16 protein-coding genes and 2 pseudogenes are annotated in these 16,041 nt (G+C 62.4%); 8 read left to right on the top strand and 10 right to left on the bottom strand.

Annotation, left to right across the window (positions count from 1 at the left end; translation table 11 throughout):
• Window positions 1-102 precede the first annotated feature (102 nt).
• From ACKAE7_RS05390 to ACKAE7_RS05360, 7 genes are read left to right on the top strand one after another with little or no spacing between them, the layout of a single operon-like run.
• Entirely contained in the window at window positions 103-1,566 is a 1,464-nt protein-coding gene (locus ACKAE7_RS05390) for an aromatic ring-hydroxylating dioxygenase subunit alpha (protein ID WP_286404956.1), read from the top strand.
• Between the two features lie 2 nt (window positions 1,567-1,568).
• Window positions 1,569-2,174: a 3-phenylpropionate/cinnamic acid dioxygenase subunit beta gene (locus tag ACKAE7_RS05385; RefSeq protein ID WP_047040738.1), complete on the top strand. Its 606-nt coding sequence runs from the start codon at window positions 1,569-1,571 to the stop codon at window positions 2,172-2,174.
• Window positions 2,171-2,503, top strand: a complete 333-nt coding sequence (locus ACKAE7_RS05380) for a hypothetical protein (protein ID WP_047040740.1) — start codon at window positions 2,171-2,173, stop codon at window positions 2,501-2,503. Before ACKAE7_RS05385 ends, ACKAE7_RS05380 begins: the two co-directional genes overlap by 4 nt.
• An 18-nt stretch (window positions 2,504-2,521) precedes the next feature.
• Window positions 2,522-2,716 (top strand): ferredoxin, encoded by a 195-nt coding sequence (locus ACKAE7_RS05375; protein WP_264963630.1) that lies wholly within the window; start codon window positions 2,522-2,524, stop codon window positions 2,714-2,716.
• The gene (locus ACKAE7_RS05370; protein WP_264963629.1) at window positions 2,716-3,948 is read left to right on the top strand and encodes an NAD(P)/FAD-dependent oxidoreductase; all 1,233 of its coding nucleotides are present in this window, start codon (window positions 2,716-2,718) and stop codon (window positions 3,946-3,948) included. The genes ACKAE7_RS05375 and ACKAE7_RS05370 overlap by 1 nt, the downstream gene beginning before the upstream one ends.
• A gap of 20 nt (window positions 3,949-3,968) precedes the next feature.
• Complete coding sequence (locus ACKAE7_RS05365) at window positions 3,969-4,694, top strand: class II aldolase/adducin family protein (RefSeq protein ID WP_408978644.1); 726 nt, start codon at window positions 3,969-3,971, stop codon at window positions 4,692-4,694.
• A gap of 56 nt (window positions 4,695-4,750) precedes the next feature.
• A complete protein-coding gene (locus ACKAE7_RS05360) occupies window positions 4,751-5,542 on the top strand; it encodes an IclR family transcriptional regulator (protein WP_047040750.1) in 792 nt (263 codons plus the stop codon).
• Between the two features lie 22 nt (window positions 5,543-5,564).
• Here ACKAE7_RS05360 and ACKAE7_RS05355 read toward each other — a convergent pair whose 3' ends face one another.
• The 7 genes and pseudogenes from ACKAE7_RS05355 to ACKAE7_RS05325 form a co-directional block, all read right to left on the bottom strand.
• The gene (locus ACKAE7_RS05355; RefSeq protein ID WP_319951670.1) at window positions 5,565-5,747 is read right to left on the bottom strand and encodes a transposase; all 183 of its coding nucleotides are present in this window, start codon (window positions 5,745-5,747) and stop codon (window positions 5,565-5,567) included.
• A gap of 109 nt (window positions 5,748-5,856) precedes the next feature.
• Window positions 5,857-6,870: pseudogene (locus tag ACKAE7_RS05350) on the bottom strand (ISL3 family transposase); the annotation flags it as partial.
• 126 nt (window positions 6,871-6,996) lie between these two features.
• Window positions 6,997-7,419 carry a hypothetical protein gene (locus tag ACKAE7_RS05345; RefSeq protein WP_408978643.1) on the bottom strand — a complete coding sequence of 141 codons (423 nt, stop codon included), beginning with the start codon at window positions 7,417-7,419 and terminating at the stop codon, window positions 6,997-6,999.
• Complete coding sequence (locus ACKAE7_RS05340; RefSeq protein ID WP_047040755.1) at window positions 7,416-7,634, bottom strand: hypothetical protein; 219 nt, start codon at window positions 7,632-7,634, stop codon at window positions 7,416-7,418. The genes ACKAE7_RS05345 and ACKAE7_RS05340 overlap by 4 nt, the downstream gene beginning before the upstream one ends.
• Window positions 7,635-7,728: 94 nt before the next feature.
• Window positions 7,729-8,106 (bottom strand): hypothetical protein, encoded by a 378-nt coding sequence (locus tag ACKAE7_RS05335; RefSeq protein WP_047040757.1) that lies wholly within the window; start codon window positions 8,104-8,106, stop codon window positions 7,729-7,731.
• Between the two features lie 590 nt (window positions 8,107-8,696).
• A pseudogene (locus ACKAE7_RS05330) lies at window positions 8,697-9,023 on the bottom strand (transposase); the annotation flags it as partial.
• Window positions 9,024-9,836: 813 nt separating this feature from the next.
• The gene (locus tag ACKAE7_RS05325) at window positions 9,837-10,748 is read right to left on the bottom strand and encodes an alpha/beta fold hydrolase (protein WP_286404958.1); all 912 of its coding nucleotides are present in this window, start codon (window positions 10,746-10,748) and stop codon (window positions 9,837-9,839) included.
• Window positions 10,749-11,317: 569 nt separating this feature from the next.
• Between ACKAE7_RS05325 and ACKAE7_RS05320 the strand changes: the two genes are divergently transcribed.
• A protein-coding gene (locus tag ACKAE7_RS05320; RefSeq protein WP_286404762.1) for an IS3 family transposase occupies window positions 11,318-12,480 on the top strand; the annotation gives its coding sequence in 2 pieces (ribosomal slippage) (window positions 11,318-11,596 and window positions 11,599-12,480; 1,161 coding nt in all).
• 104 nt (window positions 12,481-12,584) lie between these two features.
• Here the strand turns inward: ACKAE7_RS05320 and ACKAE7_RS05315 are convergent.
• From ACKAE7_RS05315 to ACKAE7_RS05305, 3 genes are all read right to left on the bottom strand, one after another.
• On the bottom strand, window positions 12,585-12,905 hold the full coding sequence (locus ACKAE7_RS05315; RefSeq protein ID WP_015062076.1) for a hypothetical protein: 321 nt from the start codon (window positions 12,903-12,905) through the stop codon (window positions 12,585-12,587).
• Complete coding sequence (locus ACKAE7_RS05310) at window positions 12,905-13,537, bottom strand: AAA family ATPase (protein ID WP_015062035.1); 633 nt, start codon at window positions 13,535-13,537, stop codon at window positions 12,905-12,907. Before ACKAE7_RS05310 ends, ACKAE7_RS05315 begins: the two co-directional genes overlap by 1 nt.
• Window positions 13,538-14,168: 631 nt before the next feature.
• The gene (locus ACKAE7_RS05305) at window positions 14,169-15,782 is read right to left on the bottom strand and encodes a hypothetical protein (protein ID WP_286404961.1); all 1,614 of its coding nucleotides are present in this window, start codon (window positions 15,780-15,782) and stop codon (window positions 14,169-14,171) included.
• Window positions 15,783-16,041: the final 259 nt, after the last annotated feature.

Raw genomic sequence — 16,041 nt, 5'->3', positions numbered from 1 at the left:
TTGACGAACGCCACACTTTAGGTCATTCTCTTTCTAAAAGAAACTATCTCTGATTACCAGAGATGACTGGCGTCTTGCCGGCCCGGACAAGGAGATCCATCAATGACTGACCACAGCGGCGTGATTCAGGATGTACGGCAGGGCATGATCCCTGCACACATTTACAACGACAAAGAGATCTTCGAGCTTGAAAAGGAGCGGGTCTTTGGTCGCAGCTGGCTTTTCGTCGCCCACGAATCCGAGGTGCCCGAAGCTGGCGACTACGTGGTGCGCCGCGTCCTGGAAGACTCATTCATCATTTCCCGTGATGAACATGGAGAAATCCGGGCACTGTTCAACATGTGCCTTCACCGCGGCATGCAGGTCTGCCGCACGGAGATGGGAAACGCTTCCCACTTCCGTTGCCCGTACCACGGGTGGTCCTACCGTAACGACGGCCGCATAGTCGGACTGCCCTTCCACAAAGAGGCATACGGCGGCGAAGAGGGCTTCAAGAAGCAGGGGCAGACGTTGCTGCCTGCTCCTTCCCTGGGCATCTACAACGGCCTTATCTTCGTCAGCCTGGATCCTGACGCAGAGCCGTTGGAGGACTTCCTGGGTGACTTCAAGTTCTACATGGACTACTACACGAAGCAAAGCTCCGGCGGGATTGAACTGCGCGGGCCGCAGCGGTGGCGGGTCAAGGCCAACTGGAAAATCGGAGCCGAAAACTTCGCCGGCGACATGTATCACACCCCCCAGACCCACACCTCCGTCGTCGAAATTGGTTTGTTCCGCGAACCAAAGGCGGAAAAGCGCAAGGACGGGACAACCTATTGGGCCGGCAACGGCGGCGGAACTACCTACAAGCTTCCCGAAGGAAGCCTGGAAGACCGCCTCCGCTACGTGGGCTACCCGGACGAGATGATCGCCCGCATGAAAGAGCAGTGGAGCCAGGAGCAGCTCGACGTCGTGGGCAAGGACGGGTTCATGGTGTCGGCGGCGTCGGTGTTCCCGAACATGAGCTTCGTGCACAACTGGCCACGGGTCGAAGAAGACTCCGATGAAGTGCTCCCGTTCATCTCCATCCGGCAGTGGCAGCCAATCAGTGAAGACGAGACCGAGATCGTATCGTGGTTCGCCGTCGACAAGAACGCGCCCGAAGAGTTTAAGGCACGTTCCTACAAGGCCTATCTCATGTGCTTTGGCAGCGGCGGCATGTTCGAGCAGGACGACGTGGAAAACTGGGTTTCCTTGACCAGCACCGCCGGCGGCCCGATGGCACGGCGCCTGCTGCTGAACAGCCGCATGGGCATGCTGGAAAACGGACAGAACGTCGTCGAACCCCTGACCCCCGAGCAGTACTCCGGCCCCGGCTCGACCCGCGTCGGATACAGCGAATACAACCAGCGTGAACTGCTCCTGCGATGGGCCAACCATCTTGAACGACCGATGGAAAAAGCGGCCCAGGTGCACGTCGGCAGCAATCCGGTGCAGGACTGTCCGTCTGACACCCCGGATTCTTTCCCGGCTCCCGCTGAGCACAACGGGCACGCCCCGGCAATGACCGTTTCGAAGGAGGGCTAGCCGTGGGTATTGAAGCCGTAACCGAACGCAGCAACAAATCTCTCTCGGAGCAGTCGGTGCTGGGAGGGCACGCCCCCCGTACTCAGAGGACGGGTGACTCCCTGCCGTTCAATGATGAACTTCATCTGCAAGCCCACAAGTGGCTTGTCGATGAATCCTATTTGCTCGACGCACAGGAGTACGACGAGTGGCTGAGCCGCCTCACGGACGACGTGCACTATCTCATGCCGGTGAGGGTGACCACTGCCCTCGGGGCCGGTTACAGCACGTCTCCCGGGATGGCGCACATGGATGAAAACAAGTACTCGCTGAGCCGCAGGGCGGCGCGCTTCGCCACGGAACACGCCTGGACCGAAGACCCTCCGTCGCGGCTGCGCCACTACGTCACCAACGTCCGGACGTTCCGTACCGGTAACCCGGATGAGATCATCGTGGATTCGGCGGTCCTGCTGTTCCGCAGCCGGGGCGACGTCCGCGAGGCCGCGACCGTGTCGGCAGGCAGGGAGGATCTGCTGCGCCGCACCGGCTCCGGCTGGCAGCTCGCCCGCCGCACCATCATGGTCGACGAGGCGGTCATCCGGATGCAGAATCTGGCCATATTCCTATGAAACTCGAATGGGAAGGCGAAGAGGAGGACCGCCTTGCCGCCATTCGAGCGGCGGAGGAGCGCGACCGGCTGGAAGCACGGGTCAACGGCGCTCCGATCGTGATCGCCAACGAATTCTCCGAAGTCCAGGTAAGCCGCGTCGAGACGCGGAACGGCTCGCGGCTGATGATCAAGTCCCCGCGCTCCGGCCAGTGGGTGTCCCTGTGCCCCCTGGAGCTGGAAGCCCTCACCTGGCAGGCGCCGGCAACCTTCTCGGCCATGATCGGGCATCCGTTCGGGCCGCTTGTCACCGAGGACGAGCAGCCGCCCCAGAACAAAAACAACATCTAGAGGCCAAGGAGATTGACAATGCCTACCGTAAAAGCAGATCTGCAAGCCTGCCAGGGCTACGCCAACTGCGTCGTTGGGGCAACCGACTACTTTGATCTGGATGACGACGGAATCGTTGTTCTCCTCAGGACCAAAGTTCCCGAGGCCGAGCGTTCCCGTGTCACCGAGGCTGCCCGCAGCTGCCCGGTGTCCGCCCTAGTAGTGGAGGACTGATGAACACGACCACAGTTATCGTCGGCTCCTCAATCGGCGGCGTGCGTGCTGCCCAGTCCCTGCGCCTGGAGGGGTATGAAGGCGACATCGTCCTCGTCGGTGCTGAGACGGAACTCCCGTACGACAAGCCGCCGTTGTCCAAATCCGTCCTCTCCGGCAAAGCAGAGGAGTCGTCCATCCGCCTCCTTACCCGCGAGCAGGCGGAGGAAGCCAGCATCCGGCTGCTGCTCGGGCACGCCGCCACAGGCATCGATGTCGCCGGAAACCTGTTGTACCTCCAGGACCACGAACCCCTACACTTCGACAACCTTGTGATCGCCACGGGCGCATCTGCCCGACCCTCACCCTGGGGCCAACGGCCCGGGATCCACGTGCTCCGTTCCCTGGACGATGCCCGGAAACTGCGCGCCGACCTCCTCAAAGGCGGGGAACTGGCAGTGATCGGCGCCGGTTTCATCGGTGCCGAAGCAGCCGCGACGGCACGTACGCTCGGTCTGGAAGTGACAGTCATCGACCCGATGCCCATACCAATGAGCCGCATCTTCAACGCCGAAATCGGACAGCTGTTTGGAGAACTCCACCGCAACAACGGCGTCACCACGATCTTTGGCACCGGAGTCGAGGCCATTGAGGGCGAGCACGGGTCCTTCAGCGTCAGGCTTACCAACGGCCAGACAGTACAAGCCGCCACCGTTCTCATCGGGATCGGCGCGGTTCCCAACGACGCCTGGCTGGCCTCCTCGGGACTGCTGGTGGACAACGGCGTCGTGCTGGACGAGTTCTGCAGGGCTGTGGACGCCCCGAACGTGTATGGCGTCGGCGACGTGGCGCGCTGGCGGCATCAGAAGCACGGTGCGGACATCCGGATCGAGCACTGGACAAACGCGGTTGAGCAAGCCTCATGCGTCGCCCACAACATCACCCATCCGGACAGTCCCCGCGAGTACACACCGGTTGAATACGTCTGGAGCGACCAGCACGACTGGAAAATCCAGGTCGTCGGTCGCGTGGGAGGCAACGCCGACCATGTCCTCATCGGAGACCCTGAGCTGCACGGTCGGTTCGCAGCGCTCTACACCACCGACGGAGTGGAACTGTACGGTGCCGCGATCGTGAACTGGCCGAAGGCCCTGCTTGCCTGCCGCCGCGGCATGGGATCAGGGATCGGCGTGCAGGAACTGCGCGACAAACTCGAGCTCCTGCTCGAGCCCCGGCCGACGGCGGCACTCTGATGCGGGGAAGTCAGCCGCCGGTGGTCCACGAAGAGCAACGGCAGGCCATCGCAATGGCCTGCCGGGTCCTGGCCGGCCGCGGCCTCGCCGACGGAATCCTCGGCCACATCAGTGCGCGAACGGGGGAGAACGAGCTCTTGGTCCGTTGCAGGGGTCCCAAGGAGCGTGGCCTCGCGCACACCGAAGCCAACGACATCCGGCTGGTCGACCTCGACGGCAATCCCGCCGCCGAAGGCGAGCTCGACAGCGGCTACACGGTCCCCAACGAGCTGCCTCTGCACACCGAGCTGCTGCGGCGGCGCCCGGATATCAACTCCGTTGTGCATGCCCACCCCCCGCAGGTCGTGGCCGCCGACTTGGCAGGGCTCGCCATCCGGCCGATCGTCGGGGCGTTCGACATCCCGGGCACCCGCCTGGCGGCAGACGGAATACCCGTCTACCCCAGAGGAGTGCTCGTGCGAAACCGCGAGCTCGCAGCGGAAATGCTCGACGCCATGGGCGATCGGCCCGTGGTGCTGCTGCGCGGACACGGCCTCACCAGCGCGGCGCCGACGATGGAGCAGGCGGTCCTCCAAGCCATCAGCGTAAACACCTTGGCAGGCCTGTCGCTTCAGATCACAGCAGCCGGAGGGCAGCTGCACGACCTTCCCGGTCCCGACATGGCGGAGCTGCCAGATCTCGGAGGGCCGTTCAACATCGCGACCGCCTGGCGACACGAGCTCGCCCGGCTGAGCGTCAGCCCATGAAGCCGGCCAGCGCGGCAGTGCCGACAGTCCCGCCGACGCTGGGTACGATACAAGGCATGCGATCGACAGAGACAGAAGACGGATCCAAATACGGTCCGCCGCCGCAATACCCCATCGAGTCTGTTGATAACGCCCTGCGGCTGCTCCTGCTGTTCGAAACCCAGCCCAGCATCAGGCTGACCGATGCCAGCACTTACTTGGGCGTGGCGTCGTCGACGGCGCACCGGCTTATGGGCATGCTTCTCTACCGTGGCTTCGTTCGGCAGAACCCGGCGACCCGGGCCTACGAACCTGGGCAGGCGCTGAGCTCGATTGCCTTTGCGATCAGACGGCAGGTGGACATCCGGACACTGGCCCGGCCGGTCCTCGAGCGGATCTTCGAACAAACGGGAGAAACCGTCCACTTCGCCAGGCTTGAGAGGACTGACGTCCAATTCATCGACGCCATCGAAAGCAGGCGAGCGGTCCGCGTCGGTTCCCGCCAGGGCCTCACCTTGCCAGCAAACTGCACTGCGACTGGTAAAGCGATGCTGAGCCTCCTCGGTGAGAAGCAGCTGCGGAATCTGTACCCAGGGCAGGAACTCCCCAAGCTGACTACCAACTCAATTACCTCCAGGTCGGACCTTGAAAGGGAGCTCGACGAAATCCGGCACAGGGGTTACGCAAATAGCCGCGAAGAGAGCGAAGACGGGGTGACATCGGTCGCCGCCGCGGTTGCCGGCCCAAGCGGCACTGTCTACGGAATCAACGTATCTGTGCCGGCCCACCGCATGTCGGAGGAGCTTCGCAGCGACCTCGGGGGCATGCTCCGGGCAGCCGCAGAAGAACTCCAGGGGCGCCTGGTCTAGAAGACTTAAAGCGGCTTCGCGTTTAGGCATGGTTGGTCTGTTTGTTCCGGTAGGGGCGGTGGCCGCCGGCGGCCAGTAGGCATCTGAGTCTGTAGTTGGTGAAGTTGCGGAAGCCGCGGGCGATTCGGCGGGTGGTTTCGATGACGCCATTGATCGCTTTGGTGGGTCCGTTGGAAGCGCCGTGGGTGTCGAAGTAGGCTAGGATCGCTGTCTTCCATTGAGTGTCCGCCCGAGTCGGGCGACTTCCGGGATGGGGAGGTCGGGAATGATGTGATTACTTCGTTGGCGAGTTCCCGGCCCCGCTCCGGGCGGGCGTGGTAGATGTTGCGGAGCTTCTGGTAGCACTGCCAGGCCAGGGTGACTTCGTGGCCGTGATCCCCGGCGCTGAGCTTAGCATCGAGCCGGGCGGCTTGTTTGTCGGTGAGGTGTTCGGCGCCGATCTGCAGGGTTCGACGGATTCCGTAGAGCGGGTCGCCCTTGCGGCCGCGGTGTCCCAGGGTGTCCTGCTGGACCCGGCGGCGGACCTCGTCGATCATGGCCGAGCCGAGCTTCACGACATGGAACGCGTTCAGAACGGCGATGGCTTTGGGCAGCTCGTCACGGATCGCGTTCGCGTAGCCGCGGAACGGATCCAGCGCGGCGGTCTTGATCCCGGCAGTGAACCCTGCGCCGCGTTCTTTGAGCCAGTCCGCATAGGCCTTCCCCGACCGGCCCGGAACCAGGTCAAGCAACCTGGCGTGCACCACCCCCGCGGGGTCGCGGGTGTGGTCCACGATCCCGGTGACCATGCCGGTTCCGGGCGGGCCGGTGTGGGACCAGACATGCTCATCGACCCCGAGCGCATCTACCCCGGTCAGCCGGCCGGTCGATGCGATCCGCCGGGTGGCTTCGATCCTGACCGCGTCCCAGACGGTGTGCCAGGAGACGCCGAGCTGATGGGCCAAGGCGGAGACCGAGGTGTCGAAATGCTGGAGCGCATCGGTCGCCCACCCGGCGGCCCTGGCGGTGAGCTTCGCCCGTGGTCCTGCCAGCGGGTGCTCCTCTGTGAACGTCGTTCTCGGGCAGTCCGGGTCCGGGCACCGCCAGACACGTTTGGCCCACAGCAGCCGCACCGGGCGGCCGAAACAGGGAATGTCATGGAGACGGACCTGGCGGCGTCCATGCCCGACCGCGATGACGCCGCAGTCGGCGCAGCCGGTGACGTTCTCCCCGGTTTCGACGCCCAGAAGCAGGCCGGTACCGGTTGCCGTGACGGAGCTGACGCGGACGCCCTCGACACCGAGCAGCGCATCCGCGCGCGTGCACCAGCGGCCACCGGAACACGACATAGAGTTATTCATGTCAGGGTCTCTTTTGGGTATTGGTTGCTTGGTCGCGACCAATTCAAAGAGGCCCTGACCTCTTTCCTGCCGCACCACGCCGCAGCTGCATGCGGCCACGCCCTGCCCCCGGCGTCAGGCGGCCCTCACCCTGCTCATCGTCGAAGGCCCAAGGCGACCGGCTTCCCGGCGAACGCGGCCGCAGGCGCCGGACTCCTCCGGCCGCCAGATTGTGTGCACGCCAACGTCGAGCAACTTCCGCTCACCGACGTCCGTGATGACCCAGACAAATCCGTGTTCCGGAAACGTCATGTCAACCCGCCCGTACCACAATGCCCCGGTTTCATGATCCCTCACAGCGATGCGGTGCCCGCGGGCCAGGGACAGGAAGACTTCGATTTCGCATTCTGTCAGCGACTCTTTCAACCCATTCCTCCCCGGCGCTGCGCCGAGAGCCGCCGTACGCAGGGAACAGCCGGCCTGGCGGGCGGCGGGGCAGACCATGCTAAAAACGCTGCCAGCCGGCGCGCCGGAGAGATCGCTCTGCTGTCCGTTCATCGCAGCCCGCTCCCCCACCTTTCGAGTGTCACACCGCGTGGAACGTCGCTGTCCAGGCGCGCTTCATAGCGGCCCGGGGCGAGGCGGGCCACCGAGATGCCGACGTGTTCAGCCATCGCCGCCGGCTTCAGCAGATCCACCGCTTCATCCAGGGCGGCGTCCAGTTCTTTTCGGGTGTGAACGGCGACGACGAGACAACCGGGTGCTGCGTGCATGGTCAAATCCTTAATCTGAGGGCGGTGATCAGTACTTTGGGACACGCCAAATGTCCCTGGGACGGAACGGAGGAGCGGCAGCCCGCCGGCATGATCAAGCCAGGGCCCAAATCCCGGCGGCCCCGGCGGAACCTAGGGGACCAAGGCTTCCGGCAGAAGAAGGGGCAGGACCGTGGAACGCTGCAGAACGGCGGCGGTTTACCTCCGACAGTCCCATGATGGTGGCTTCAACATCTTCCAGGGATTGCTGAATCCAGGCGAGGGCGGCCAGGTCATCGGAACTGTGGGCCGCGTCGATTGATGACGCCTCTAGGAGCGCAGCCCGGCGGCTGATCCTGCCGGAAAGTTCGAGGATCAACGGCGGAATCATGGCCAGGGATTCACCCCGCGTTAGGTGCGCGAAGGCTTCTTTTCCAGCGCCACGGTGGGTGACGGCGACCGTGAGGGCCAGATCTGAGGAGTTTGTGGTCATGGGTCTGTCCTTCAGGTTGTTCAAAGTCCTGGTCTTTTCGGAGTGCTTCCGGTACGACGGAAGGGGAGTCTCGGGTGGTTCGTCCCGCCGCAGATCGTCCGCGCCGCAGGCACACCGTCCGCCACCGGAATGGGCCTGCGGCACGGACGGTCTGCGGCTCTACAAGCCCGGGCGCACCTCCCGATCGACGCAGCCAAATACGACACGGCAGCTTTCAAGGCCGCGTTCTCCACGGCCCGGTCTTTGGTTTCAACAACACCGACCGTCAGTGCCCCTGCCCGGCCGAGACATCAACCATGCTTAACTGCGAAGGGCCCTTAAAGCGACCCCGTACTGCTCCGGCAGTACTTTCCAAAGGGCACGGACCTGAACGTGTGGAGTTAGACCAGCTCGATGACGTCTGCGACGGACTCAACGACAGGCCCCGAGCATGTCTCAACGACCGCTCGCCACGGGCAGCCATGCAACGATTAGGACACCGGATGCAAACACATCTAATTCGCAACGTTCACTAGAAACCGCCCCGTATATCGGGGGCTGATCCTCGGCGCCAACGCAGCACGGGACCTTCGCAGCAGGGCCTATCGGCACCCCTCCCGGTCCCGCGGAACGTCGATCTGCACCGGGCCTGTCGTCTCCGTCAGCACGGTCTGGGACCGCGTTCCGTTGCGCGAGTTGGCAGTATCCTTCGCCGCCGTGTCGTGCCGTTCATAACCGAGGTGCTCGGTCAGTTCCTCGTCCAGGGCGGTTTCGATGACGGTCTTGGTCAGCTGCTTGAGCAGTCCGTCAGGACCGGCCAGGGACAGCCCCTGCTCCCTCGCCATCCTGACCAGCTCGCGGGCAGCCTCGGCCTCGGATTTCTCTGTCAGTTCGTCAACGGCTTTCGTACTCGGCACAGCCTCAAGTGTTGCGGCCATATCGGGCTCCTTCCCGCCAGGCTTGCCGCCCCGGCGTGTCGAGCCGAATACACCGTTAATTCCCCAGTCCCTGCCCGGGCAGCACGCCGCTGAAGAAGGCGAGGTTCCTGAAGGTCACCGGCGCCGAGAAGATGTCCGCAGCAGCGGTGATCGGCGCGTATCACGACCTGTGGCAGGTTGAGGCGTCCTTCCGCATGACCAAGTCCGATCTGAAGGCCCGGCCAGTGTGAGCCCCGCCCGGCACCGATCTCAGACCCAGAACCGGCCGCAGCCGAGGGCTTCCACGATGGGGACCGCTTCTTCCTCCGCCCCCTCTGGCGGGGCCAGCCAGTGGCCCGTGGAAGGGGGAGCGGAATCAAGGGTAGAATCCACCCCGCGGGAGGACCGCCATGCCCCAATGCGGGCCGCCCTGCGGCTGTCGCCCGCCGAAGGATCCCGCGCTTGTGCGTCATCCGGCGCCTGCGCCGGGCCGGCCCGGCGCGCTGAGCGCAACCGGCACACCAGCCCGGGCAACAATTCCCTCAACCGGGTTCGTCCGGGGAGGACGGAGCCACGGGCGCCGCGATCTCTTTCACGGGCACATCACGCCCAGCCGAAAACCGCCGCTGTCTTCGGCCCCTCTCCCAGAGCCCACCGTGGTCGCCGGAAACCGGACACGAACAGGGGGGCCACTTCAAGAGATACAGGCCAGTTTGTCCGCGATCGCGGTGTTCGACTCGCACGCCGAAGCCAGCAGCACGATCTGGGCGCGCTGCGCCAATCCGGCACGGACTCGAAGACCCCGTCAAGCGGGATAGTTCCCCAGGATCACCATCAACGACGCGTCGCATAGCTGGCGCTGCGACGGCCTGCGTAGTCCGCCAGGATTCGAACGAAGTCCTCGGTTCGCTCCGCGAAGACGTAGTGGCCCGCGGTTCCCAGGATGTGCAGGCTCGTGGTCTCCGAGACGAGGGCGAGCTTCTGGTAGAAGGCGATGCCCAGGTCAACCGGCGCCGAGCGATCGTCGCGGCCCCAGACGACTTCGACGGGAATATTGACCTCGCCGGCGAAGAGGCGAGCGCAGATGTCGTCCTTCGCCGCCTGAAGACTCGGCTCCCAGTATTTCTTCTCAACCATCGGGTAGGTCTTGAGGGCGTTCTGGTGGTTCTCCTTGACGTACTTAGCGGCGGCCGCATTGATTTGTTCCTGCGGCACCGGGGTCACGTACTGCGCACGGAAGAAGGCTCCGCAGATCTCCTCCGGAGACGCGTCCGCCGGAAGCGAACGCGTGATCGCGTCGTAGAACTCAACGTCGCGGAACTTAGGGTCGGTGCCAGCGAGCGTCGCGCTCGACACGATGAAGAGACCTTTGGTCGACTCCGGCATGTCAAGAGCGAGCTTGCTCGCCAGCAGGCCACCGCGCGAGTGCCCGACCAGAATCATGTCCTCGAGTCCCAGAGCGTCGATGAAGCCCCTGGCGTGCTTGACCACCGCATCGAACGTCCACTCGGCATGCGTCGGCGCGAGGTCAGTCTCTCCCTGCCCCAGCTTGTCGAAGGTCACGACGCGGAAGCCCTTGTCGACCAGAGGAGCGATGACGGGAGCCCAACCATCCCCGCCGCCCGGCATGCTCATACCCGAGTGGCCACCGTGGATCAGGAGGATGACCGGACCCTCGCCCTGATCGATATAGCGCGTCCTGATTCCGCCGACGGATATGTAGTTCACGGACAGGTCTGTGTTCAACTCAAGCCTCCTGATCAAAGCAACTGGCTCGCCTATGGGGCGAGTATCTGCCATTTCTGTCACACAGAGAAGCCTTCTGTCAAGAGGGATCCGTGATTCAACGCCGGTGACAAGTTGAACGCCCGCGATCGCCGTCGACATCCCGGTCGTCGGTTGACGCTCGTTGTGCGCCAGCTGCTGATGGGGCCCGCCGAGCCCATCCCGATTGGTACGCCTTGGTTGACGTGAATACACGCCGATACAACAGCAACCACAACCGGCTGGCTGCCAGGCGCCATACCAACATCCGTGCGCCTACTCGACATTGGCTCTCCACGGCTCCACTGGGCCGCCTGGCCAGCGTCAACGCGATCGGGTAGGCGGGCGACCGCCACGAGCTGCGAAGCCCGGATTGAGCGGAACCATTGACGAACGACGAGCGAGTGGATAGCGTACATCAGAATCGCTCTCTACCTACCAGAGGGTAGTGGCCCACAGGCCATCATGCTCCAACTGGAAGGGACTGCTGAAGGTTTGATTGACACTTTGCCTGTGAGGATTTGATCCTTGCGGGTGGAAGGATGTTCCTCATGCCCAAAGCCTTTCCCGAAGAGTTCCGCCGCGATGTCGTGGCGGTTGCCCGCAAGGGCGAAGCGCCCATCACCCAGATCGCCAAGGATTTCGGGGTCTCACCTGCTGCCCTGCACCGCTGGATGAAGATTGCCGACAGAGAAGATGGCGTGCAGTCCGGGGCCGTGTCTGATGACGCCGCGAAGTTGCGGGAGGCCAATAAACGCATCCGGCTCCTGGAGCAGGAAGCTGAAGTCATGCGCCGTGCCGTGGCCTATCTGTCCCGGGACATCAATCCAAAAAAATGATGTACCCGCTGGTCCGCGAGCTGGCTGCCAGGGACGCCCCGATCAGGGTTCCCGTGGCAGTGTCCTGCCGGGTACTGAATTTCTCCAGACAGGCCTACTACCAGTGGGCCGCCAACCCCGTGCCCGCCCGGGACTGGGAAGAAGCCCACCTGATCAACGCCGCCATCGACCACCACCGCGACGATCCTGCCTTCGGCTACCGGTTCATCGCCGATGAGATCAACGCCGGACCCGGCCCTGTGGCCAGTGAACGCCGGATCTGGCGGCTGTGCTCCCAGAACGGCATCCTCTCGGTGATCCACCGCCGGCGCCGCTCAGCGCTCAAGGCCGGCCCTCCGGTCCACGATGACCTCATCGAACGGGACTTCAGCGCCACGGCACCGAACCGGAAATGGCTGACGGACATCACCGAGCACCACACCGGGGAAGGCAAGCTGTACCTGTGCGCGATCAAGGACCTGCATTCGAACCGGATCGTCGGGTACTCCATGGACGGGCGGATGAAAGCGTCTCTGGCCGTTGCCGCGCTGGACCACGCCGTGGCTCTCAGGAAACCGGCCGGCACAGTGGTCCACTCGGACAGAGGGTCCCAGTTCAGATCCAGAAAGTTCGTCCTGGCCCTGAACACCTACGGGCTGAGCGGATCAATGGGACGGGTAGGAGCATGCGGTGACAATGCCGCGATGGAATCGTTCTTCTCCCTGCTGCAAAAGAACGTCCTGAACCGGAAACGATGGGAAACCCGGGCCGAACTCCGGCTCGCCATCACAACCTGGATCGAACGCAGCTACCACCGCAAACGCCGTCAACGCGCCCTCGGCCGGCTGACACCCATCGAGTTTGAGACAATAAAAAACGCGGCCTCAGCCGCGTAAGAAATTATCAACCCCAGCTGTCAACTAAACCTTCAGCAGTCCCCTGTGACTGCTATGAAGTTGCTATCAACTTGATAGCAACTTCATAGATCCAGGTGGCTTACTTACTCGTAACTGTCGCGGACCTGCTCGAGACCGATCCTAAGAGCGCGCAATGCCATCGGATGCTTCTTTCGGCCTTCGAGCTTCGCCACGTCCGCAAGTAAGTCCATGAGTTCACGGTCCTCGTCAAAACGAAGCAACATCGTTCTGGCAGTCCCCTTGTCCCTCGAATCACTAAGTGTGGGCGTGACACTGGGCCTGGCTGGAATTCCGCGCTCAGCGCTGACAGCCGGCGAGGTCAGTAGTGGTTCAGCGGCATTGCCAAACGCCTCGATAGCCTCGTCCCTAGCTTTCTCGGACGCGGACCGCTTCTTGATTGCCACTACCCCATCAACTCCTCTACCAGCCCACGGATTTCCCTCGCCGCCTTAGGGTTCTTCCACTCAACAACTCCGAGCCCCTCCCCCACCACGTCTCGATAAGCCTTGCGCTCATACAGAACGGTTCGCAGTGGTTCGATACTCGGATAGTCGGAAAGGTAATCCCTGGCGTCGCCACTTTCAGATTCGAACGCGTTGGTTGATACCCGTGTAAGAGCCCCTCTGACTCGAAGGGAGGGATTGAAGTCACGGGCAGTTTCAATCAACCTATCGACAGTCGCGAGTGTATCGAGATCAAATTGACTCGATTGCGTCAGGATCAACAACTGGTGGGCCGCAGTCATGGCTGTGCGCATCTCCTTGCTGTCCTTCCCTGCCACATCGACAAGGACAACGTCATAGCTCGTATCCAGTTCACGCAGCGTCTCGTGCAGGCTCCCAAGTTTCTCCACTACAAAGATGCGAGGTTCATGCCCGGCCTCTTCGCGGTCTACTGCCCAACGAGCAGTGGACCGCTGCCGGTCGCCGTCCACGACCGCTATGCGCATCCCCCGCTTCGCCAGCTCAACAGCAAGGTTGGTTACAACCGTGGACTTGCCGACGCCGCCCTTTTCGCTACCCACAACAATGATCATGCCTCCAACCTAATGCCGAGGTTGATAGCAAAAGGCTAGCGACACGCTACCTGTTTGATAGCACTATGAAAGCAGTAGCAAATGGGCCGGATCGAGAGAAGATCCTCGGATAGGGTGATAGCAGTTTCAACTGCTATCACATCACTATCCGATTGATAGCGATGGGCGCTGAGGGACCAGGCCGCCAGCAAGCCCAAGTACTCACCTCCCTGACTGGAGTCATGCGCGTCATATGGAATACTGCTCGCTACTAAATTGCTATTGAATCACTATTGATTTGATAGTGATTGTGAAACTGAGGGGCAGCTGATGACTGCCAAAGGAGCAAGTTTGCTAGCGAAACACTACTTATTCGATAGCACTATGAAAGTAGTATCAGTACGTGGGCGGCGTACCAATGCACAGCCCAAATTATCGGAGCAGTTTCAAAGTGCTATCGAACTACTACACGACCGTGGCTGAGGATCAACCTCAAACTGCTGGACGCGAGCATAAGCTCCACGCAATCGTCACCCACGCTCAGCAGGGATGTGGGACCAACTCGAAACGCTGTGCTAGCGAAACACTACTAAGGCACTACCGATTCACTAGCATTTTGGTAGCTGCCAGCGAAATCAACTGCACCAGAGACCTATGCGGGCTGATCTATTCGCCACACTGCCGCATCATCCGGGGGTAGCCAATACTCATCCCTTTCAGAATCAAACAAATCGACCTCATCGATCGCAAGCTGGAGTGTCTTGAACCTATCGAGGTAGGCATGCCAGATCGCGCGTTCGTGACGATTCCGCCGGATGTGGTCAAGGTAGTCGTCGAGCACTCCGAGCCTGGCGGCGAGCATGCGGAGGTTCACTGAAGTGGTTTTCCACGTTCTACCGTGGCGCTGGATCATGCCGAGTGTCTCCATCTCAGCCAATGCGGCCGAGCAGGCGTTGCGGCTGACACCACTGTTGCGGGCCACTTCCGCGGTGGTGGGGGAGTGGCGCCCACGTTCAATTGCCTCATAGGCAAGGGCAGCCACGTCTCCCAGGGCCCGAAACACGGGGCGGACGGCATGAATTTTTCCTTTCCGCCACGTTAGTTCCCGTGCAAGTTGTTGGTAGTGCTCAGGGAGTTGAATGAGGTAAACATCGGCCGCCTTCTGACGTGCGTCGGCGATCTTAGTGAGGATCCCATCAGAAGCTTGAACCAAGACGGGCAGCAGCCTGGCGATGGTGACGTGGTGTTTCCCCATCGCGACAGCAAGAGTGCGGCAACCGACATCCAGGATGTCTGTTTCTCTAGCCCGCATGTATCCCAACAATCCGCGGATCAGTAGACGGAGGCTGAGGCCTTCTCGACCGCGTTTTTGGAGTCTGTGGTCAAGGACTGCGTACAGAACATTTTCCAAGTCGTTCACGAGTTGGTGTACGGCAGCACTGCTGGGTTTGCTTGCCCCCCCGGTGGTTAAAGTGGCGCTTGTGTTGTTAATAAGTGCACTCCTTTCCCCGCGATTACGGGGGAGCGGTTTTCGGGCGCTCGAAGCTGCACCGGTGAAGGCCTGGGCTTTGGCCCACTCGTACGGAAGGAGCCTTGCCTGGCGTTCTGCAGATCCGTAGAGGGCAGCTAGGCCCGGGAACTGGCCGACGAGTTCGTTTTCTACGTGCTGCAGGGACCAGCCACAGGCACTGAAGTGGTTCAGCACGGCCATTCGGGCCTCGGACGGGCCCTTGTACTTAGCCGTGTCGTACAAACCGGTTCGTGCGACCCGTCGCAGCGGGGTCTCACTACTGGATCTCAGTGAGAGCGCCGGCAGCCCGCCGGTCCGTTGAGCGGCTACGGTCTTCGCTTCGCGGGCCTTGAGTGCGCGTTTGCGGGCCAGTTCCGGCGCCAACGCCGTACGCAGCTGCACTAAGCCCCGTGCTGGGTTGCGGCGGCGCAGGATGTCGTACGCCTGGGACAGGGGAGTGATGAGGGTTTGGTGGCCACCGGACTTGTGGATCGTTCCTGGGACACGGATGCACCCGTCTGTGATGTTCTGGTGGGGGCTCGGGTCAAGACTGGTGGCCATAAGGGCTAGCGCTTCGACCAGCTCCCGGGCCTCGGCTGCGTCCATCCGGTCGTGCAGCGGCACGTACAGGTGTCGTCCACCGCTGGGGGAGAAATCCTCCACGAACCTCATGCCGCACGCCGACAACAATTGGCCCACCCGGACCGCGTCCGAGTCCACCACGCCCTTCAGCGCCTTCGAGGTATCAAAGTCCAAGCACAGCGTGGAGACTCGGCCATCCGTGCCGTGCACCATTACAGCAGCAGGATGTCCCGGCAAAGACGGAGTGATCTTCGGCGCATTTTTCGGCCGAGGATATTGAAACCTCTGCCCAATCCACCGCCCCAACCGGTACGAAGGCGCGCCAGCAATCAGCGGAGCAAGACCCCATGCATCTTCCGGCTTGGGACGTGGAGCGACACTCACAAGGGCATGCGTTGACGTCAATACCGGTTCCGGTACCATAGGGACAGTA

Origin of the sequence: Pseudarthrobacter sp. NKDBFgelt, assembly GCF_046097905.1 — a bacterium.
In the GTDB taxonomy this organism is placed as follows: Bacteria; Actinomycetota; Actinomycetes; order Actinomycetales; family Micrococcaceae; genus Arthrobacter; species Arthrobacter polychromogenes.
The sequence above is the reverse complement of the archived record's forward strand: the minus strand, read 5'-3'. Positions and strand labels throughout refer to the sequence as shown.